The sequence below is a fragment of the Slackia isoflavoniconvertens genome (genome assembly GCF_003725955.1).
GTDB classification, from domain to species: domain Bacteria; phylum Actinomycetota; class Coriobacteriia; order Coriobacteriales; family Eggerthellaceae; genus Slackia; species Slackia isoflavoniconvertens.
Window position 1 is genome coordinate 157,590 of sequence record NZ_QIBZ01000003.1, and the last position, 21,677, is coordinate 179,266.

The following is a 21,677-nucleotide window of genomic DNA, read 5'->3' on the forward strand; positions in this document are numbered from 1 at the left end:
AGCGATGCGTGAACAATAAGCAAGCTCTTTCGCTATTTCGACTTCGGCTCTTCAAGCATGCGCTCAATCAAATACCCCTCGCGCACGCCGCGATCGCAAATGCGCAAGCGTTCCCCGTCGAGTTCCTCGAAGACCTCGACAAGAATCGCCAACCCGCACACGATGGTATGAATTCGCTCAGGAGAGACGTGCAGAACCGCGTCGATGAACGCGCGGCGATGCCCAACGACGTCGCGCAACATGCGATTCACATCGTTGCGCATAATTTCTTCGCTCGAAGCGCCAGGCACAACCCATGCGTTCACTTCCGAAAGCGCGCGAATGGAGCCACCGACACCGTAGAGTTCTTGGGCCGAGCCAGTACAGGCGCCCGTTTTGTCGGCGGCAATAAGTCTGCGAACGCTCGCGCGAATGGCCGAAATCTCGTTTTGGGTAGGCAGAATGTCGCCCACAAAACGCTTGTATGAAGAAAGCGACCCCTGCGGCAAACTCGTACGCGCAACGTCGATACCATTTTCAATAACGGTAATCTCGGTCGAACCACCGCCAATATCGATAAGGGCGCCATCATCCAACGTACCGCGCGATGACGCGCCTACAAATCCCAAATGCGCCTCATCGGCATTCGAGAGCAGCGAAATCGTGCAACCCGCGCCCTGCTCGATTGCCGCGATCGCCTGCGCGCTGTTTGAGATATTGCGCAGCACGGCAGTCGCGAACACGTCAATGCGGTCGGGCGACAAATAGCTCGCACGCTTTATGCATTTTTTTACCGCCAGAATCGCCTCGGCTATACCTTCGTCGGAAAACGCCCCATCGACGATATATGCCGCCAAACCCGCCATGATTTTGCGGTTCATGATGGTTTTGAACTTGCGTTTCTCGGGACACAACACGTCGTAGACGCACAAGCGCACCGTGTTCGACCCAACATCGATGACCGCATACTTCATGGAGCAATTCCGCCTTTCAGAATTTCGTGATGCAACATTTAAGTATACCGATTGACGAGAGACGCACGTAAAGCGTATGTCAAATCGCCAGAACACAGCAGCGCAAGCCATGGAGCAATTCCGCCCCGCAAGCCCGCGTAGCGTCTCGATTCCTCACGAATTTTTTTACCCGGTTTATACCCATTTTTCATAGGTGTCTTTATTTCTACTATGGGGTCATCGAAACACGGCGACGAAAGGAACCATCATGAAATGTCCCTGTTGCGGATACAACCTGCCAGACGATGCGAATTTTTGCGCGTCATGCGGAACGAACGTGAGTGCCGCTTCGTCGGCCACCGCGGCCACCACAACAAGCACCGAGGGCAGCGGGGATGTTGCGCAGTCCACGACCGCGCCGCATGCGGTGCCCAACAATGCGGAAAGCGGCGCGCCTGAAGCGCCCGACTCGACGAACGCATGCGGTGAACCAGCTCATTTCGGCAGCTCAATCGGTAATTCCTTCAGCGTGCATCAAGGAAGTAACGCGGCATCGCACGTTGGACAATTCCTCACAACCAAAAAAAGCAAAGGCATTGTCGCGGGCGCAATCGCTGCCGTGGCGGCCATCATCGTAGCGGCCGTCGTTGGCTTCAACATGGCAAACAACGTGCCCGAAGACACCGTGCGCCAAGCGCTCCAAAACAGCTCGACCGTAGCTGATGGCATCGTGGCAAACGACTACGTTACCGCCCAGCCTTACGATTTGAAAAACCTCAAGATCGACAAGCAGGAAGACGAATCGACGGGTGAAATCGGTGCGGCAATTACGGGCAGCAACAAAGCGCGCCATGTATATTTTTCGGGATCGATGGAAAACGACTTCTTCAAAACCGATTTCACAGGCGAGGCCTACTTCGTCAAACAGGGCGACACATGGGTCAGCCTTCTTGGGCCTTCCATCACCGGCAACACCACCACGCCGCTGCAAGGCGTCGGGCGCATAAGTGAAGCCTCGGAAAGTGACGACTACGAAATATCGAATTTCTCTTCGACGCTCGATTCCAGCAACAGCGCCTACACCTCTACCGCCACGCAGGAGGTTTCGTATACGTTCTGGTTCGCGACCGACACCGCAACCAATACCCGCACGTTCGTTTTCGACGGCAATTGCTGGAAGCCCACGGGCGATACAGCGGTTTCCAACATGCAGACAAAAACGAACTTCGCGGGCAAGAAGTTCGAATACACCGATACAGGAAGCGGACTGTTCAAAACGGGCACGACCAATTCGACGATCGAGTTCACAAGCGATGGTGAAAATGGCCAGGTCGCAGCCACGTATTCGCTCGATTGGAAGTACTCGGGCGACACATCCAAGAACTCATCGGGCCAGTACTACCTGCCCGTCAACCTTTCGGGCAACCTCACTGGCGCAATTGAGCACGAATTCGGCAAAGACAATTTCAGCATCGAGCTCAACGACGCCGAAAACCAGGTGACGTTCACGGGCGGCGAATCGTATGCGACGATTTCGGCGGGCGACGGCGAGTCGAACACCATGTCGCTTTCGGCCTCAACGAACACAAAGTATTTCGAAAGCCCCTTCCAAACCTCAACGTACCGCATGAGCATGGGCACCTACGTGGAAAAGGCGTAAGGACGAGCGACCCAAACCGCTCCGACGCCGGACGGCCCGAATCGGCCCTATCGCGTTATATGTCGATTGTCTCAATCGAGGATCGGCCAATCGAGCCACCCGGCATTGCTTTATATGAGGCGCATCGCAGGCGTCGTTTCGCCCGCTACCTTACCTTCTTCAAGGCCTTCATTCGCCTCTCTACGTATTTTTGATCAAACACGCCTTCAGCGACGCAACGTTTCACGATATCACCCGAGCCCTGGGCGATATCGGCGTCGACGTCATGCTTGAGCTCAACCCACGTTGAGAGCATATGGCGAACTTTATCGCACGCAACGCCGCTCGCCTGCTTTGGGAAAAACGCGGCTGCGATTTCGCTCACGCCATCGCCTTCCGCATACGCCTGACGAATATCGATCTGCAATTGACGGGTTTTATCATTTTTCGCGGCCGTCTTGCATTCTTCGCTGCAGTACTTTTTCGGCACGCCGCGGCGACGAGCGAGCGAAAATGCCTTGCCGCACCGGGCGCAATAGCCGATTTTCACGTCGCCGAGCTTTTTCGAGAACAAAAACCAAAGGTACGCAAGATAGGTGTCGAAGCTCAAGAAATCATCGTCTTCGGTGGAGCGGAACAAGTCGACGCGCACGCCTTCCAAATGCAGCGATATGAGCGCCTGAACCAAATGGCGAAGCGAGACCATGTCATCTTCGCAGAGTTCCGATTCCCAAACATCAAGTTTGCCTTCGACGGTTGCCGCGTCGAGCCGAATCAACGAAGCCTTTTCAGCTTCTCCCTCGGCCTCGCCAAAACCTGCAATAGTCTTTTTCGCCTGGTCGATAAGCGCAACCGCATGGGCGCCATCATAGAAGCACGAAAGCACCAGGGCAAAGTCGAGCGGCGCAATTTCGCACTCGAACGAAAAGAGCGTAACCGTAAGATAATCGGCACCGTCTGGGTCGTGTTCGATGTCGCCTATCACATAGTCGAATTCGTCACCCACGAATTTCTTCAGCCACGGCATGTTTGGCATATGCGCCACGTAGCCATTTTCTATGGAAGCATCAACGGCGAACGAAATGGCGAAAATCGAGAAGTCATTTCCCGTTTCAACATTCTTCACCAGGGTTTTCGCGACGAGCGCTTCCGATTGCGATTCTTCATCGGCCTGCAACACCGCGAGCGGCTTGCCGCCATTCACCACTTCCTGCACCGTGACAACCGCACGGGCCACATTCGCGGCGCTTTGCCAATCGACAAGCGACTCGCGCACATCCGTTCCGAACAAAGGGCCCGTTTGCAGAGCCAGCGGCAACAGCCCATTTTTATCGACAAAAGCGAGGTCTTCTATGCCAGTTTGCGACGCAGGGCGCGGCATGGCCTGATCAGGGGTCGTGAAGCGTTCGGCTGCATTCGCCGGCACGAATTCAAGATACGGCGAATCGCCTTGCGTCAAACGAACATTGTGCACGGGAATTCGGCCTTGCGGAGTTTTCAGTTGGTCAATTACGTTCATATCGAAATCCAACGGTCGACGGTATCATGCAATTATTTTACCCCGTTTAAGCGTTATTTTCGGGGAACAACCTAGCTGCAGCCCGCTCGAGACGCGCCTTCGGTAAAGCCTAAAACACGAACTACGGGAGGCTGCCCGCGAAGCCGAGCAACGCTTCGCAGACCAACCCTGGAAAGGGCGCTTTGCCTGCAGTGCATAGAGCCTTGGCTGCAAGGCGCGCCCATGCTTTCGCCGCAGCGGCCCTTCGTTCACTCGCTCCGCAACGCGATAAGGTCCCGCTACTGCGAAGATGCTTGACCCGAACCAGAGAAGTCCATGGGTGCTTCGATGGCAACCGTATCGCCGGCTTTCGCAAGGCTGCCGTCACTCGGAGCGACCAGAATCTCACGCCTTCCGTATGCATAGCTGCCCATTTGGTGATCCTCCGTCGCAAACACCAGGCCTTCGCTTGCGATATAGAAATGGGAGCATCCGTCAAGCGGGTTTTCGACATCAACGCCACTTCCCAGCGCAGGGTTCATCAAGCACATGTTCGTGATATCCCTCACGACTGCGTTCGTGCTCAGAACATCGCTCGGATCGGTGGCGAGATACGCAGTGACTGCATCGGCAACGGCCGATTTTGCCTGTTCGGGAGTGAGGCCAAACGCCGATACCGGGTCGATGGGATCACCCGTTTCCAAACTGTAAGCGCACCCCGTTACCGTCGTCGAGCCATGCGGACCCCATCCCGTATCGTAGCGCTGGTCGCGCACGCATACGATGTCGTTATCGATATAGGTCAGCGTGATAGAGCGATACTGGCATATGAACACGATGGCGCCTCCCATGTCTTTCGCGGTATCGGGAGCCGCATTCGTCTTCTCGACATCGGTGCGCATGGATTCCTCGAGGGCGGCGTTGATTTTATCGACCGCGTCGCTTTGCGTTGAGGCCTCGATGTGCGGATAGTACCACTTCTGTGCCTCGCGTTTGCCTGGCGCATCATATGGATCGACCGGCACGCTCACATCCATCGAGCGAGTTTCAACCGAATATGTGATTTCCTCGGGCGCTTCGACGGTTTGCTCGTTTTGGGCCTGCTGCGCGGGGAGCCACATGTCGGTGTAGACGCGGTAAGCGGCATATGCCGTGCCCGCAGCAAGAGCCATGGCCAGCGCGACCAGCACGACCATAGGCACGCGGCGACGCGAGCGATGTTTCGTGGCATTCACCGCACCACGCAACGTTTCGGGACGCTTTGGCGAGGCGCTGCTTTGAGGCGCCGAAGACGCATCGCATGTGCCGGCCTCGCATGATTTTTCAGGCTCGTCCACAAAAGCGGCGCTTTCGAGCGAGGAATCGCTGAATGAGGAATCACTTTGCAAGGAGTCAAAGCTTGCAGAACCATTTTGTGAAGAAACGTTTGAGGGATGGCCGCTTGGCGAGGCATCATGCCTTCCCGCGTCCGCCGCTTCCGACACAAACGCCGGCACGACGGTCTTCGCAGGCGCAGCTGCAGGTGCAGCGGCCTCCCTGGACGCAGCTGCGGGGTTGACTGCCTTCACGGGCGCTCCCGTTGGCTCAACAACCTTCGCGGGCGCAATTGCCGCTACCGGCTTTCCGCAGTTCATGCAGAACCTTGCATCACGGGGAAGTTTCGCGCCGCATTTCGTGCAATACATGCCTGTCATCCTTTGCCTGATTCGCTTCTTTTCGCTCGGTATTGTAAGCCCTGATGCATCAGGCACATGCCAACGGCCACCTATGCGCGTATGCCTTTACGATTTTTTACCCGATTTATTCCCTTTTTCAGGAACGCGCCCTTCTCTACGCAACGCAAGAAGCTCTTGAACAGACGAAATCTACCCAACGCCAGCTCGCCTACATTGGAGCCACAAGCACCATTGACGCAATTGGGGCATGGCGCAAATAGCAATCGAGGCGCACACGCCTCGATTGCGCGAGGGCACGGGGAAAGCAACCGAACGAAGACTCGTCCGTTTCAATTCGCCTCGACACTGCCTTACGACTTCTTCATGACCTCGGTTTTGCATTTCGGGCACACGATACGCATCGTACCTTTGCCACGCGGGATGGAGAGAATTTGCCCGCACCCTTTGCACCGGAAGTATTTCGTGGTCTTGCGATTCACGTACATGGTGTCGAGCATATTCCACCAACGCTTTGGCTTCGCCGATGCCGCCAGCCACTTCTGGTTCTCTTTTTCTCGCGCCGCGATGTTTTTGGAATAGCAGCGCACGCAACATACGATGAGCAGGACAAACGATATCCACGAAAGCACGCGCCATCCAAACAGGATTTCAAGCACCATGCAAATCACGGATGTCACGAGCAACGCGACATTGAAATTATCCATGCCGCGACGGCCGACCATGAAAGCGCCGATTTTATACGGCAATTGCGCGAAGAAGTTTTTCATGAGCGTCTTTCCTCATATGCAGATATTTGAACAAGTAAGAGCATAGGTATTTACGCGCCGGTGATCGCAGGCTGTTGAAAAGCCGTCACCGGCGCGCGCCGCATGCGACGAAACCGCCATATTCCACCGCGCGGCAACCCACGTCACATGAAAACGCACGAAGTGCGTACCCTTTGCGCCAAACTCAAGTTGTAGAAGGCATTCGCCCCATAAAACCCCAGGTCGCGTATCATCAATTCTAAAGTGGCACACGCTTTTTTGAAAGAGGGTACGCACTTCGTGCATTTTTCTGCAATGGCATTGCGAGTTTTGATGCAAAGGCGGCGTTACACACGAAAAAGCCGCCGCCCATACCGGGCAGCGGCTTTCGGAATGCAACTACGTTCGCAGCCAGCGCTTACAGCGTGCGCAGGTTGACCTCTTTGAGCTGACGGGTCGTAACCTCGTTCGGAGCGCCGGTCATGGGATCGGCCGCCGAGCTCGTCTTCGGGAAAGCGATGACGTCGCGGATGGAATCTTTGCCAGCCAGCAGCATGACCAGGCGGTCGAGACCAATAGCGATGCCGCCATGCGGGGGCGCGCCAAGCTCGAGCGCATGAATCAGGTGGCCAAACTTCACTTCCATATCTTCATCGTCGACGCCGCAGCGCTTCAAAACGCGCTTCTGCAGCTCGGCGTTGTGAATACGAATGGAGCCGCCACCAGCCTCGAAGCCGTCCATGACGATGTCGTAGCTGTAGCTGCCGCACGCCATGGGGTCGGTCTCGATTTTATCCCAATCGGACTTCGGGATCATCGTGAACGGATGATGCTCAGCCGCGTACTTCTTGGTTTCCTCGTCGTACTTGAACATGGGGAAATCGACGACCCACAGCAGCTTGTGGCCATCGCGCGGAATGTTCAGTGCCTCGGCCATGTGCAGGCGCAGGGCAGAAAGCACGGCGTTCGCGATGTCGAACGTATCGGCCGCGAACAGAACCAGGTCGCCCGGCTCGACGTTCATAGCTTCCTTGATCTTCGCGTGAACCTCGTCGCCCAGGAACTTGATGATGGGGCTCTTCTCTTTGCCGTCAGTGGTGTAGGCAATCCAAGCCATGCCCTTCGCGCCATTGGCGGAAGCGATGTCGGCCAGCTTGTCGATGTCGCCACGGCTCCAGTCGCCAGCGCCCTTCGCGTTGATGGCCTTCACGATATTGCCGGCCTCGACAGCCTTGGCGAATACGCCGAAGCCGCAGCCACGCACAATCTCGGTAAGCTCAACGAGCTCCATGCCAAAGCGGATGTCGGGGCGGTCGCAACCAAAGCGGTCCATGGCCTCTTTCCACGGCATGCGCTGCAGCGGGAATTCGTGCTCGACGCCAGCGGCCTCGAGAACTTCCTTGAACACACCTTCCATCATGTCGATGACGTCATTCTCCTGAACGAACGACATCTCGATGTCGACCTGAGTGAACTCAGGCTGGCGGTCGGCACGCAGGTCCTCGTCGCGGAAGCAGCGAGCGATCTGGTAGTAGCGCTCGATGCCGCCCACCATGAGCATCTGCTTGAACTGCTGCGGGCTTTGCGGAAGCGCGTAGAACTTGCCCGGGTTGGGGCGAGACGGAACCAGGTAGTCGCGAGCGCCTTCGGGCGTGGAGTTCGCCAGGATCGGCGTTTCGACCTCGAGGAAGCCACGCTCGTTGAGGGCCTTGCGCATAGCCTGGGCCACGGTATGGCGAAGCTTGAGATTCTTGTACATCTCGGGACGGCGAAGGTCCATGTAGCGCCACTTCATGCGCGTGGTTTCGTCGGTCTCGATGCCATCCTCGATAGAGAACGGAGGCGTGACCGAGGTGTTCAGCACCTCGATGCCGCTGGCGAGCACTTCAATCTCGCCCGTCGCCATGTTCGGATTCACGGTGCCTTCAGCGCGAGCGCGCACTTTGCCCGTGATTTTCAGCACGAACTCGCGGCCGAGATGCTCGGCAACGTGGAATTCCTCTTCGGAAACGCAATCGGGGTCGATCACGATTTGCGTGTAGCCCTCGCGGTCGCGAAGGTCCACGAAAATCAGGCCGCCATGGTCGCGGTTGTGCCACACCCAGCCAGTGAGGGTGACCTGCGCGTCGACATCGGAGGCACGCAGCTCGCCGCACGTGTGGTCGTGCATGCAATACTCGTTGATGAATTCGGTCATCGGTTTATAGCTCCTTGCGAAGTGAAACTAATCGCTCAAACTGGGCTATTGTAGCGCACGAAGCCCATGCGGCGAAAGGTCGCGGCGCAATTTACGCTTCTTCGACACCTTCTGCATCGGTCGAAGCCGCCTCCGCTGTCTCGATTCGCTCACATGCGGCGAGCGTTTCAGCGTAATCGGCCTGATAGGCTTCGATTTCCGCAGAAAGGCTCGCGAGGTCAAGTTCGGAAAGCTCTGCAGCACGCGCTTCTTCGCAAGACGCGAACCCGCCATCGGAAAGAGCCTGGTCAAGCTCGCGTTTCGCCGCATCGGCAGCGCCTTTGCGAATGCCGCGCTGCGTGCCGCACATCAGGATAAGGGCGCGCTGCGCTTCTTCACGGTCACAGTCGCCTTGCTCGATGGCTATCGCCCTCTGTCGTTCATGCTCGGCCATCTCGGACAAAATGCCATTCAGCTCATTTTGCTGGCCTTCGTAGTAATGCGCGCGCTTAGCAACTTCAGCTGCGGCACGGGCCCTCGCAAGCACGGCGCCTTTTTCCTGCATTGCGGGCAACTCGGCAACAAGTTCCTGCAAATGCTCGAACAATTCCTCGTCGTTCATAGTCATGCGATTCCTTTCATCGCACGTAAGTCTAACAAAAAGGGCCCGCCAAGCGGCGGGCCCGGGGAGGGGTGTATTTCTGCACCGTTCCGCTGAACAGCGCTTCAAGTTGCCGTCGGGCGCAGCCGAGCACCGCATCGCGCCTTGCGCTTGTCGCTTGCGTAGCGCCGCCACGCTTCGCTCCTGCCTTCAAAGCAATTCGCGATGCCAAGCTGCATCTCGCCCACATGGCCAGCCGACGGCTCGTTGCGTTCCTACTGCTCCTCGTAGACGCCCGCGAGTTGTTCGCCGAGGCACTTGCCCTCGACGAGGCAGCGGCCATGGCTGTTGCCCTGAACGTTGATCGGGTAGTCGTACGCGTACATGTTGCCCGAGCAGTTGCCAATGGCGTACAGGCCCTTGATGGGCTCACCCTCGGCGTTGACAACCTCGAAGTTGTCGGAAATCGCGATGCCGCCGACAACGGCGAGCAGACCAGGGGCAACCTTGGTCGCGTAGAAGGGGCCCTGCTCGATGGGGAACAGGAAGTGAGATTCCTTGAAGAAGTCAGTGTCTTCGCCCTTCTTGCAAATCTCGTTGTAGCGCTCGATGGTCTTCTTGGCCTCGTCAACGTCGACGTCGAGCTGCTTGAGCAGTTCGTCGATGGTGTCGGCAACCTTGTAGTTGTCGGGGGTCTTCTCGACGCCTTCCTTCACCGTCTTGGCATGGGAAGCGGACGCATCGGCCGCCGTGGTGCCCACAGCGCGGAACGAATCCCAGAACATGCCGCCGCCGAACTCGAGCGACGCGGTGTTGTCGGCCTCGAAGTTGGAGTCGAAGATCGACCAGCAGTGGTCGTCGCCGCCGTTGACCATAGTGCCAACGCACTTGCCCTGAACCCAGGTTGCCTCATTCATAAAGCGCTTGCCCTTGGGGTTCACGAACAGGAAGGGACCATGGTACATAGCCGCAGCCTGCGGGTGCATCATCGTGGGCCACGGGCCGTCCTGGAAGGCGCCGCCGACCCATGCGGCCATGTTGTGGCCGTCGCCGGTGTTGCCCTGGTCGGAACACAGGCGGGTCATAACCTTGTTCGCGATGGGAGCGAACTCGTTGATGTACTCATCGTTGTAGCTCACGTCGCCGGTGGCGAGCACGACGCCCTTGGAGGCGTTGTACTGCACGTACTTGCCCTCTTCATTCTTGCAAATAGCGCCGGTGACTTCGCCCTTATCGTTGGTAACGAGCTGCTGAGCAGGCATGTTGTACACGAGCTCGAAATTGCCCGTCTCTTCAGCCTTGGCGATGAACAGGTACTCAATGTAGGTCGCGATGGAGATTGCCTCGTTTTCCTTGGCGAGGTTGCCGCCGAAGATCATGTGATAGCAATCGATCTCGGGGTGCACCGTTGAATTGGAACCAACGGTGACCATGCATTTCGCGCCATCGGACTCAGCAAGGTCGAGCAGCCAGTTCATGCAGCGTTCACTCTCACGGAACCACTTGGCAACGAGGGACTCACGGCAGCGGTTGCCACACGTGGAAACCCAGCGCTCCATTTCGATGGACTTGTCAAAATGGATGTCGAGCGCATCGAGCGCCTTCGATGCGATAGCGCCCGTACCGCCAACGCCGTGGCCGTTGGGCACGCCGTCTTTCTCAACCAAGGTGACCTTGACGCCGTTCTGCGCAGCGTTCAGAGCGCAGCAGGTTCCCGAATAGCCGGCGCCGATAACGAGCACTTCGGTCTCGACGGTTTCGGCGATATCGGTGATGGCCTCGGGGGCTACCTCCCACGTGTGCTTCTTCTCGCCAGCAGCAGCGTCAGACTTGCTGCTCGAGCTCGACGAGCCGCCCGCCGGGCTGCAGCCAAACATGCCGAGCGCCGCCACGCCAGCGGCAGAAAGCGTTGCGCCCTTGAGCAGATTGCGGCGAGAAATGCCCTTCTTCAATTCTTCCATAGTTCCCTCCTAATGGAATTTCTTGGAATGCCGCGCCCGAGAATACCGCTCCAAACGCCACGGCAAGCCGCGCAGGCCCAAGACCGCGCAGGCGTATTTCATGGCTTTGCGAAGACGCGCCCTCCCTGGCGCTTGCATCTGCACCCTCCCTGGATGCGATGCGGTCACTATAGAGGCGAGACGGGGCGCGGCGCACCACATATTATGGGTTGTTTTATTGTTTTACCTGGTAGAGAGCTTGTTTAACTTCGTATTATCGGGGTAGTAACCCATGGAATCAAAGGCTGAAAAACAAGACAACCCACCTCGCTTCGGCAAGATGGGTTGGGTTTTCTTGGATATGAAGGATGGCGGAAAGACTAAAGGCGGGCTAATTTAAAAGATCGATGAGCTCTTGCTTCGAGTGGATTCCGAGTTTGCGATAGATGCTTTTCGTATGCCCGCGCACTGTGTTTTCCGAAATGTAGAGACGGCGAGCAATAGTCGCAACGGTGTTCCCATGCCGCATCAAATCGGCGACCTCGCACTCACGAGCAGAAAGCGGGTCGGCAAGATCAAGCGAAGAAAGACGCTCTTCAAGGGAAGTCGGCGACTCATCGGTTGGCGTCATGGGGGCGGCGCCATTTGAGCGGCGAAAAGCGGCCGAGGGCTTTTCTTCACACTGTTGAACATCACGCGATGCCTCTTTGCTCGACGGCTCCTTCTGAACGCATTGGCCCCCTTCAACCACGCTCGCACCTTGAACCGGGAATTCCTCAGATTTTGCCCGAACGACGTTTTCCGCAATGGATTCCCCAGAGTCGCGTTCACCTGAACCAGACTGGGGAGCCGCGGTTATCGACCGGCGCACATCGCTTCTATTGCGGCCAAGCGATGCCAAAAAGAGCGCCGCCGTAAGCACATACACGCACACGAACAGCACGTCGACCACGAGCGTGAAATCGAGCACTGTATGCGCAGCGGCAACCTGCCCCACCGAATCGCCCAAAAGCAAACTCACGAGCGTGGGGGCCACGCACAGCGCATACACAAGCGACGAGTCGATGGCCTTGCGGCTTGCATACGCCGCGCACGTAATGAGCAGCAACAGATTCACCACCTCGAAGCCGAACATGGTAAATACCGAAACCGCGCCAAGCCATTCAATGCCAAAGAACGTGGGCAACAGGAACACGCCAGTGATGAGCGGAAAGAGGACCTGATACACGCGCAGCATGTCAAAGCCACGCTCGGTGAATAGCTCGATGGCCGCAACCACAAGTGTGGCACAGCTCATGCCGAGCATGATGCCCTCGAAAGAGCCGAGGTTGCCCTGCGGAACCACATAGCCAATCATCTTCCACACAAAACCGATGGCGCACACGCAAAACACCGGACGTCCCATATCGCGCAGCAACATGCGGCGACGCTCGCGAGTGAGAGGCTCCGCTTCATAGGGAACGACTTCAGCAAGGCTTTTGCGCAGCGTCCAAGCGCCAAGCGCGGGCAAGACGATGACGCCGCAAACCACAAGCCATTCCGTCGGCAAGAAGCCAATGGCGATGCACAGCACAACCGAGCACAGCGCAGAAAGAGGGATATAAACCGTGGTGCGCGAGGTGCCTTCTGACGCATAAAAGCTTTGCCACATCACGAAAAACGCGCCCTGCGAAGCTCCTACCAGCGCCGATGCGATTGCGACCGAGGCAACCGAGAAATCGGCCAAAAAGAATGCAAGATAGTACAAAAGAGACCCCGCCGACAGGGCGATGCCCGCGATATACGCCGACTCGGGAGAAAACGCCTTGCTGCCGCGACGGACCGAAAGCGTCGCCGCCGCCACGACGGCAACGATGGTCGAAAGTTGCTTTCCCACGGAAAAGCCCGTGCTTGCAAACGCGAACTCATCGGCAGGAGCCATGAGCGCGACGAACGTGACGGCCCAAAAGAAGCAGAAGCCCAAGTGGTGCCACTTCAAGCCTTTGACGATACCCCTCGCCTGCGCAACAGACATGCGCGCCTCCCTTATATCTTCTCCCCAGAAAACTGCCCCATGATAGCAAAAAACCGGCCGCACGGCTGCGCAACCGGTTTCGACGCGTCTTTGAGCAGGCGCAATTGCCGCCCTGGCAAACAAAATGGGCCAGGAAGATTCCCTGGTCCATGCAAAATCCGTTTCACGCTGATCGCGATTGAGCAGTACTCGACAAATGCCACTTTCGCAGCCCAGGTCAGCGAGCGGCAAGCTGGCGAGTCGAATTGGTTCGAAAGAGAAGCGACGCATAGCGGCGCTACGCGAGCGACGATTGAGAGTCGCGCGCGAATTGCCGCAGCAAAACAAAAATCGCTTCCGCAAGCAACGTCAGCGAGCATGGGTTCTGGCGGAGCAGATTGCCTTGAGGCCCGAACGCATTGGCCTTGCGGCCATGCGCGAGGGCTGAATGGCAAGATGCCCGCCAGAACCCAGCGCAGCGTCGGCAGTTGGCGCCGTTCGGCAGAACGGCGCCAACCAACTAATGACGGAAGTGGCGATGCCCCGTGAACACCATGGCAATGCCGTGCTCGTCGCACGCCTCGATGCTTTCCTCGTCGCGGATGGAGCCGCCGGGCTGGATGATGGCGGTGACGCCAAAGCTTGCCAGCGCATCGATGTTGTCGCGGAACGGGAAGAACGCGTCAGACGCGGCAACAAGGTTCTTCGGCTCAAGACCCATGCGCTCGCACGCCTCAAGCGCGCGCTCGCCCGCCAAGCGGCCCGAGTCGACGCGGTTCGGCTGACCAGGGCCCATGCCAATGCCCGCATGGTTCTTGGAAATGAGGATGGCGTTGGACTTCACGCCCTTGCACACCTTCCACGCGAACAGCAGCTCGTCCATTTCCTCGTCGGTGGGCTTACGCTTGGTGGGAACGGTGAATTCATCAGGCGTTTCGGTCACGGCATCGGCGGTTTGGGCCAAAATGCCGCCGTCGACCGAGCGATATTCAACGCGAACCGGGGCATCCACGCCACCAGTACGCAGAACACGCAGGTTCTTCTTCACCTGCAGAAGCTCAAGCGCAGCGGGCTCGAAGCTCGGAGCAATAATGACCTCAACGAACTGCTTGTTCGCGTTCATATGCTCGATCATTTCGAGCGAAACTTCGACGTTTGCTGCGATAATGCCACCAAAAGCGCTCTTCGGATCACACGCGAACGCCTTGTCGTAAGCCTCGGCGACCGTAGCGGCCGTAGCCGAACCGCAGGGGTTCTGGTGCTTCAGAATAACCACGGCAGGCTCGTCGAACTCGCGAGCGAGCGTCCAGCACGCATCGGTATCGAGAATGTTGTTGTAGGAAAGCTCCTTGCCGTTGAGCTGCTCGGCATTCACGAGGCTATGCGCGTCGGCATTGGGCAGGCGGTAAAACGCAGCGCTCTGATGCGGGTTTTCGCCATAGCGCAGGTCCTGCTGCTTCTCGAGGTGAAGGTCGATAACGTCGGGAGTCTTCTCGCTGAAATCGGCCTTGCCGTTGAGCTGCTCGTCCATCCAAGCAGCAATCGCGCCGTCGTAGGCATTCGTAGTTTCGAACACCTTCAGCGCGAGCTTCGCACGCGTCTCGCGCGTGGTGGCGCCGTCGTTGGCGCGCATTTCCTCAAGAATGGCATCGTAGGTGGAAGGCTCGGTAACCACGGCAACGCTCTCGAAATTCTTCGCGGCGCTGCGCAGCATCGACGGGCCACCGATGTCGATATTCTCAATGCAGGTGCCGAAGTCAGCGCCCGAGGCAACCGTCTTTTCGAAGGCATACAGATTCACGACCACCATGTCGATCATCTTGATGCCGTGCTCTTCGGCCTCGGCCATGTGCTTGGCATTGTCGCGCTTCGCGAGCAGGCCGCCGTGCACCATGGGATGCAGCGTCTTCACGCGGCCGTCCATCATTTCAGGGAAATTCGTCACCGCATCGATGGGCGTCACATCAACGCCCGCTTCGGCAATCACCTTCGCGGTGCCGCCGGTCGAAATAATCTCAGCTCCGAATTCCTCGTGCAAAGCGCGCGCGAACTCAACCACGCCCGTTTTGTCGGTCACAGAAACCAGAACGCGTTTAACCTGGGGGTTAGTCACGTTTCCTCCTCCGTTTTCCTTCCGTTGACTTTTGTTTACCTTATCAGCCGAATCGCCCATACGCCGCGACATCAACGCGAGTGGGCGAAAAAGACACGCATCGGACCGCCGCGTCATGCAGCGAAGCCGAAATGTACACTATCGACCCAAATTCGAGTCGTGTTTCGCGCGCGCGGCTTCCGAATAATTCTGCTTATAACGCTCATCGACAAGCTCGGCAACAATGGCGATGGCGAGCTCGGCAGGCGTTTTTGCGCCAAACTTCAAACCAATGGGGCGTTTGATGCGCTCCCACCCTTCTTCAGTGCCGCCCTTTGATAACACCAGGTCATGCACGGTATCGTTTTTACCCTTACATCCCATCATGCCTATATAGTGCAAATTGTTCCTAATAGACCATACGCACGCCTCTGGGTCGAACATGTGGCCGCGCGTAAGCACGCATGCGTAATCGGAGGGGTTCGCGGCGATGCGTGAAAGCTCATCGAAGTTTCCGCCGCCGAGCAGCACGCGACGAGCGTTCGGAAAACGCTCTTCCGAAATGTATGCAGGGTCGTAGTCGACCGCCACAACGTCGAAGCCCACATGGTGCGCAAGCGCGGCGACCTCCGCCGACGCGTCGGAAGCGCCCAAAAGCCACACGCGTACCTTGTCGAAAAGCGCAACAGCGAGCCATGTAAGGCCATCGAACTGCTCGGCATGCATGGCAGGGCCGCGCGTGGCGTCTTTCATTTGGAAGATATCGCGCGGGGAATGCTCGCGGCCGCACACGATTTCCTTGGCGTCGTTGCAAAAGAACACGAACGAATCGCCGCAGCCCGAACCCACGTCACCGTATTTCTTCGTGACTTCATTGTCGACGTTTTCGCAGGCAGCGGACGCGTCATACACATATTTGAAGCCAATCCAGGCAAGGTCGCCCTCGTCGATTGCCTTTGCCGCGCGTTCGAACACGCACGCATCGGCAGGCGTAAGACCAGCCGAAATTTCCGCGAGCGCTGCAGGCGTCACATGCGCGCGGCCCTCGAGCGCCTTAGCCGCGAAACACGGAAAGTCGTCAAAAGAAAGCTCAACCGGCCTGCCTGCAGCAACATCCGCCGCGAGCGAGCGCAGAAATTCTGCCGTTACCATACGCACCACAAACCTCTCATTAAAACTGCCGCCACCTACCCCACATCGCATTCCACCCGCAAGCGGACACGATGCGCGGCGGCGCACTAAGCAAGCACCTGCTAAATGCTCGTAGCATTTAGCAGGTCTCACCAACAAGCCTTGTCGCCGCCGTTCGCCGCTCACTACCCTTTCGCTGCTGACCACATTCTTCTGCCGCGCCCCGCTCGCAAACGAGACAAGGCAGAAAACCCTTAAACCTGTTAAACGCTACGAGCATTTAACAGGTGACCCTGCATCGAATTTACTTGATGTGCACGCGGCCCGATTCTTCGTCGACCGACACGCGGCCTTCAGCAATCAGCTGCACGGCCTGCGGATACAGCACGTGTTCGACCTCGTGGATCTTCGCCTCGAGCGTGTCGAGCGTGTCGTTTTCCGCGATCTCAACTGCACGTTGCGCGACGATGGGGCCCTTGTCGTAATCTTCATTGGCGAAATGCACGGTCACGCCCGTTACCTTCACGCCCGCCTCGAAAGCGTCCCGAATAGCATGCGCACCCTTGAACGAAGGCAGCAGCGCAGGATGCAAATTCAACACGCGATTCGGAAATGCGCGCAGCATGACCGGCGTCACCTTGCGCATGTAACCAGCCATAACGATGTATTCGGCGCCAGCAGCCTGCAGCGCTTCGACAATTTGGGCATCGGCGGCTTCCGCGTCAGCGTACAGCGTTTTGTTCATGACAAGCACCGGAATGCCCGCAGCCTGCGCGCGTTCAATTCCATACGCGTCGGGGCGCGAAGAAACCACCTGAACGATTTCCGCATTCAGCGTGCCCGCAGCGATGTCGTCAATGAGCGCCTGCAGATTCGTGCCCGAACCAGAAAGCAAAACGCCGATTTTCAAAGGTTGAGTCATATTCAAATCCTTTCCAGGTGCAAATAAAAGCCACGCTGCTCGGCGCCCGCAACGCTTCGCTTCCGCCGCGCTCGAGCAGGCTTGCGCGAGACCACCTGCGCTCATGTTCGTTCTTCTTTTCAAAATGAAACGCAACCAGGCGAGCACATGGCGAAACCCCAAAGGAGCGAAGCGGTAGCCGCAGCAAGGTTTTCCGAGAAACCCCGGACGCCAGACGCGAACGACAGCCCGCTGCGGCCCGAGCGGCCCCTTCCAGGCGCCTCGTCGGACCGAGCAAGCAGACCGAAAACAGAAAGCGGGCCAGGCTTTTCCCGACCCGCTCCTTTGCTTTATTCGGCGTAACGAACCACACCAGTGCCTTCGACGATTTTGCCGATGACGACCGGCTCTTCGCCCGACTTCGCCAGCTCGTCCATCACGGCGTCGACACGCGCCGCGTCAACGATGAGCACCATGCCAATGCCCATGTTGAAGGTCTTGAGCGCCTGCTCCTCGGTAAGGCCAGCAGCCTCGATGCCCATCTTGATGATGGGGGGAACTTCCCATGCGCCTTTATTGACCAGGGCATCCATGGTTTCAGGAAGCGCGCGGTTGAGGTTTTCGGTAATGCCGCCGCCCGTGATGTGCGCCAGGGCATGCACGTCGCCCGGCAAGTTGCGCAGGCAATTGAGCACGGGCTTCACGTAAATACGGGTGGGGGCAATAAGGGCGTCGCCAAGCGTTTCGCCATTGAGCTCGGCCACGGGAGCCGCAAGCTCTTCGGCGGTTTTGCCCTCTACGAGCACCTTGCGCACAAGCGAGTAGCCGTTGGAATGGAAGCCGCTCGAACGCAAGCCCACGAGCACGTCGCCTTCTACGACACCGTCGGGGCCGATCATCTTCGGACGATCGACAACGCCCACGGTAAAGCCCGACAAATCGTAATCGTCGGGATCCATAACGCCGGGATGCTCGGCCATCTCGCCGCCGATAAGCGCGCAGCCCGCCTGACGGCAGCCTTCCGCGATGCCGCCCACAACCTTGGCGACATGTTCCTTCTTCAGCTTGCCAATGGCGATATAGTCCAGGAAGAACAGGGGCTCGGCGCCGCACGCCAGAATGTCATTCACGCACATAGCGACCAGGTCGATGCCCACGGTGTCATGCTTGCCGATGAGCTGGGCGACTTTGAGCTTCGTGCCCACGCCGTCGGTGCCCGAAACCATAAGTGGCTCTTCCATACCCTTGAATGCCGCCGCAGAGAACAAGCCGCCGAAGCCTCCGATATCGCCCACGACCTCGGGACGATACGTGGAATGCACGGCGTCTTTAATGGCGTCGACCGCGGCCGCGCCCTCTTCGATGTCGACGCCCGCGTCGGCGTAAGTGATTTCTGCCATGGGTAAGACTCCTGTCTATTCATTGACGGGCGAAGGGGCAATCCCCCTCCCCATTTTCAACCTCATGCAATGTCTCTTGCATCTGAAACAAAAGCGGGACAAAGGGAAAGCCCCTTGCCCCATCGAAAACCGGAAGCGCCCGCACCTGGATAGGAGCGCGGGCGCAACAGATTAGCTCTTCTTCAAAAACGCGTTCTTCGTGATGGAATCGGGCAGCGCAACGGGATATTCGCCCGTGAAGCATGCCTCGCAGAACGTTTTGCTGTGCGCATCGCCCACGGCTTCGCGCAGGCCGTCGAGCGAAATGAACTCGAGCGAATCGCAGCCGATGAACTCGCACATTTCCTCGTTGGTCATGTTTGCGGCGATGAGCTGGTCTTGGTTGGCGGTGTCGATGCCATAGAAGCATGGCCACATAACCTCGGGGCTCACGATGCGGAAATGGATTTCCGCCGCACCGGCCGAACGAAGCATGTCGACGAGCTTCTTCGACGTGTTGCCGCGCACGATGGAGTCGTCGATGACCACCAGACGCTTGCCCGCGATGACGCTCGGCAGCGGGTTGAGCTTGATGCGAATGCCCATTTGGCGCATTTCCTGCGTGGGCTGAATGAACGTGCGGCCGACGTAGCGGTTCTTCACGATGCCGTCGGTGAATTCGATGCCGCTCGCCTCAGAGTAGCCAAGCGCACCGGGCACGCCCGAGTCGGGCACGCCGAGCACCAGATCGGCCTCGACCGGAGCTTCACGCGCAAGAATGCGACCCATGTTGCGACGAGCCTGGTAGACGCTTTGCCCATCGATAACCGAGTCGGGGCGCGCGAAATAGACGTATTCGAAAATGCAGCCGCGCGGCTCTTGAGGCTCGATGGCCTGCAGCGTCGAGATGCCCGTATCGTTGATGCGGATGATTTCGCCCGGGCGCACATCGCGCACAAATTCCGCGCCCACGATATCGAGGCCGCAAGTTTCGCTGGAAACGACCCAGCCGCGATCGTCGGGAAGCTTGCCCAGACACAGCGGACGAATGCCGTGCGGGTCGCGGAACGCATAGAGCGCCGTGGGGCTCGCGAGCACCATGGCGTAGGCGCCGTCAATCATCTCCATGGCAGTTTTGATGCCCTCGGTAAGATGATGGGTTTCGCGCGTGTAATAGCCAATGACCTGGCACGCGACTTCCGAGTCGGTGTTGCTGCGGAATTCGACGCCCTTGCTAATAAGGTCAGCGCGAATGCGGTTCGTGTTCACAAGCGTGCCATTGTGTGCAAGCGCGATGAGCACCTCGTCGATGGCCGACATGTGGGGCTGGGCACTTGTCCAGTTGCCCATGCCGCCACTCGTGGAGTAACGGCAATGGCCCACAGCAACTTCGCCGCGCAATGCAGCGAGCGCGCTTTCATTGAACACCTGGGTAACCAAGCCCAAGTCTTTCGTAACCGTCACGGTGTCGCCATCGCCCACCGCAATGCCGGCGCTTTCTTGGCCGCGATGCTGCAGGGCCTGCAAGCCAAAGCAGGTTAGCCTCGCGACATCGTCGGTGGTGGAGTACACTCCAAACACCGCGCACTCTTCTTCAAGCCGATCTGGCTTCTCGCCGGGAAAGATTGACGTTGCCACCCGGTATTCCCCCTTGTCGGAAAACGTTCGAACACGCTCGATGCTTGGCCAAAATTGGCCAGATACTCGCATGGTACCATCGCGCGCACGCCGTGGGACTGAAAAGCACGTATACACAAACGAAACCAACGGGTGAGTGGTCGAGGGGCAGTCAATAGATATACAAAAGGCGGGCTTGTTTTGGCTAATGCACGCCTTTTCAATGAGGAACTACTCCGGTTACCTCCAGTATTCAGTCGTGCGCGACGAGGACTTTATTCCGCGTTCGCGGGCGCCGCCTGCTCAACGCAGCCGCCACAGAGCACGGCGCGCGTGTTCGCGTAGTCGTCGCCACACGTGATGAGGGTGAACAGCTTCGTTACCGACGCCAAATCGACATCGGTCGGTGCGCCTACCGCGGAATCGTTGATGCGTGCCGTCATATATGAGCGCATGGCCGCTTCATCGGCGAAGTTCGGCTGCAAGATGTTCGTTTCCGTATTCTTCACAACATCGAGCGCATAGGTACGGCAACGATAATTCTGCGTGGGCGTCAAAATATAGAACGTGCGCGCTGCATCAAACGTCGCCTGATCGGTCATGGCCAGAATGTGCGCAAACATAGTTTCGTCATTCATGTTGTGGCCATAGATGAAGCTGTTCGAATCGGAGAAATCGCCCGCATTATCGGCGGAAAGGAAAATAGTGCCCTTGTGCACCAGGCCGCTCGTGCTACCCGTGAAGTCTTTCTGCAGGTATTCCTCGTCGTTTTCGCCCTGCACAATAGGATAGTCGATGCTCGTGCCCGGCATGTACACCCATCCGACGATGTCTTCGTTCTGCTCGCGCAGCGCATCCCAGTTCACCGTCATATCGGCGAGCGCTGTTTCCTCTTTCGCCAAGCCCGATGTCGCGGAAATGTCGTCGTAGACCTTCGTGCCATGCCAATAGCCATAGCCAATAACGCCAAGCACGCCGAGCGAAACCGCAAGCACAATCGCGGCGACAATGAGGACGATCGTCCACACGCGGCTCTTTCCCGAACCGCCATGTTTGCCGCCGCGGCCGTGCTTGCCCCCGCCCATATTCGAACCGTAGTTGGCACGGGAATAATCGACGGCGTTTTGCGTCGACGGCCGCGCCGCACCACAAGCGTTGGCGGAATAGGGATTTGCCGCATGGCGAGGTTGCGCAGGGCGCGCAGAAACGAACCCACCCTGCTGGGCGGGCCCCTGCGCCGAATTCGCACGATAAGGGTTTTGTTTGTTCGTATTCATGCTGCCCACTATAGAAGAAAGGGCGCAGCAGCACAAAGGAACTCCTGCCCAGTGCGCCTATTTTTCGCGAAGGCGGCAC

At 57.9% G+C, this 21,677-nt stretch carries 15 protein-coding genes; 1 reads left to right on the top strand and 14 read right to left on the bottom strand.

Going from position 1 to position 21,677, the window contains the following annotated elements; translation table 11 throughout:
- Positions 1-32: 32 nt before the first annotated feature.
- Positions 33-953 carry a Ppx/GppA phosphatase family protein gene (locus DMP05_RS02525; protein WP_123219006.1) on the bottom strand — a complete coding sequence of 307 codons (921 nt, stop codon included), beginning with the start codon at positions 951-953 and terminating at the stop codon, positions 33-35.
- A 247-nt stretch (positions 954-1,200) separates the two neighbouring features.
- On the opposite strand from DMP05_RS02525, the gene DMP05_RS02530 reads away from it, so the two are divergent.
- Positions 1,201-2,592 (top strand): zinc ribbon domain-containing protein, encoded by a 1,392-nt coding sequence (locus tag DMP05_RS02530; RefSeq protein WP_123219007.1) that lies wholly within the window; start codon positions 1,201-1,203, stop codon positions 2,590-2,592.
- A 145-nt stretch (positions 2,593-2,737) separates the two neighbouring features.
- Here DMP05_RS02530 and DMP05_RS02535 read toward each other — a convergent pair whose 3' ends face one another.
- The 13 genes from DMP05_RS02535 to srtB form a co-directional block, all read right to left on the bottom strand.
- Positions 2,738-4,045, bottom strand: coding sequence for a hypothetical protein (locus tag DMP05_RS02535; protein ID WP_148039679.1), 1,308 nt, complete (start codon positions 4,043-4,045; stop codon positions 2,738-2,740).
- Positions 4,046-4,368: 323 nt separating this feature from the next.
- Positions 4,369-5,763 (bottom strand): zinc ribbon domain-containing protein, encoded by a 1,395-nt coding sequence (locus DMP05_RS02540; protein ID WP_123219009.1) that lies wholly within the window; start codon positions 5,761-5,763, stop codon positions 4,369-4,371.
- A 332-nt stretch (positions 5,764-6,095) separates the two neighbouring features.
- Positions 6,096-6,512 carry a hypothetical protein gene (locus DMP05_RS02545; protein ID WP_123219010.1) on the bottom strand — a complete coding sequence of 139 codons (417 nt, stop codon included), beginning with the start codon at positions 6,510-6,512 and terminating at the stop codon, positions 6,096-6,098.
- 397 nt (positions 6,513-6,909) lie between these two features.
- Positions 6,910-8,688 carry an aspartate--tRNA ligase gene (gene aspS / locus DMP05_RS02550; protein WP_123219011.1) on the bottom strand — a complete coding sequence of 593 codons (1,779 nt, stop codon included), beginning with the start codon at positions 8,686-8,688 and terminating at the stop codon, positions 6,910-6,912.
- 91 nt (positions 8,689-8,779) lie between these two features.
- Positions 8,780-9,295: a hypothetical protein gene (locus tag DMP05_RS02555; protein ID WP_123219012.1), complete on the bottom strand. Its 516-nt coding sequence runs from the start codon at positions 9,293-9,295 to the stop codon at positions 8,780-8,782.
- A 248-nt stretch (positions 9,296-9,543) separates the two neighbouring features.
- Positions 9,544-11,229 (bottom strand): FAD-dependent oxidoreductase, encoded by a 1,686-nt coding sequence (locus tag DMP05_RS02560; protein WP_123219013.1) that lies wholly within the window; start codon positions 11,227-11,229, stop codon positions 9,544-9,546.
- Positions 11,230-11,599: 370 nt separating this feature from the next.
- The gene (locus DMP05_RS02565; protein WP_161957451.1) at positions 11,600-13,222 is read right to left on the bottom strand and encodes a response regulator transcription factor; all 1,623 of its coding nucleotides are present in this window, start codon (positions 13,220-13,222) and stop codon (positions 11,600-11,602) included.
- Positions 13,223-13,721: 499 nt separating this feature from the next.
- Positions 13,722-15,314 (bottom strand): bifunctional phosphoribosylaminoimidazolecarboxamide formyltransferase/IMP cyclohydrolase, encoded by a 1,593-nt coding sequence (purH, locus tag DMP05_RS02570; protein WP_123219015.1) that lies wholly within the window; start codon positions 15,312-15,314, stop codon positions 13,722-13,724.
- A 138-nt stretch (positions 15,315-15,452) separates the two neighbouring features.
- On the bottom strand, positions 15,453-16,445 hold the full coding sequence (locus tag DMP05_RS02575; protein ID WP_123219016.1) for an XdhC family protein: 993 nt from the start codon (positions 16,443-16,445) through the stop codon (positions 15,453-15,455).
- Between the two features lie 283 nt (positions 16,446-16,728).
- On the bottom strand, positions 16,729-17,346 hold the full coding sequence (gene purN, locus DMP05_RS02580; protein ID WP_123219017.1) for a phosphoribosylglycinamide formyltransferase: 618 nt from the start codon (positions 17,344-17,346) through the stop codon (positions 16,729-16,731).
- A gap of 329 nt (positions 17,347-17,675) precedes the next feature.
- The gene (gene purM / locus DMP05_RS02585) at positions 17,676-18,725 is read right to left on the bottom strand and encodes a phosphoribosylformylglycinamidine cyclo-ligase (protein WP_123219018.1); all 1,050 of its coding nucleotides are present in this window, start codon (positions 18,723-18,725) and stop codon (positions 17,676-17,678) included.
- A 171-nt stretch (positions 18,726-18,896) separates the two neighbouring features.
- Complete coding sequence (purF, locus tag DMP05_RS02590; protein WP_114615214.1) at positions 18,897-20,342, bottom strand: amidophosphoribosyltransferase; 1,446 nt, start codon at positions 20,340-20,342, stop codon at positions 18,897-18,899.
- A 254-nt stretch (positions 20,343-20,596) separates the two neighbouring features.
- Positions 20,597-21,598, bottom strand: a complete 1,002-nt coding sequence (gene srtB / locus DMP05_RS02595; protein WP_123219019.1) for a class B sortase — start codon at positions 21,596-21,598, stop codon at positions 20,597-20,599.
- Positions 21,599-21,677: the final 79 nt, after the last annotated feature.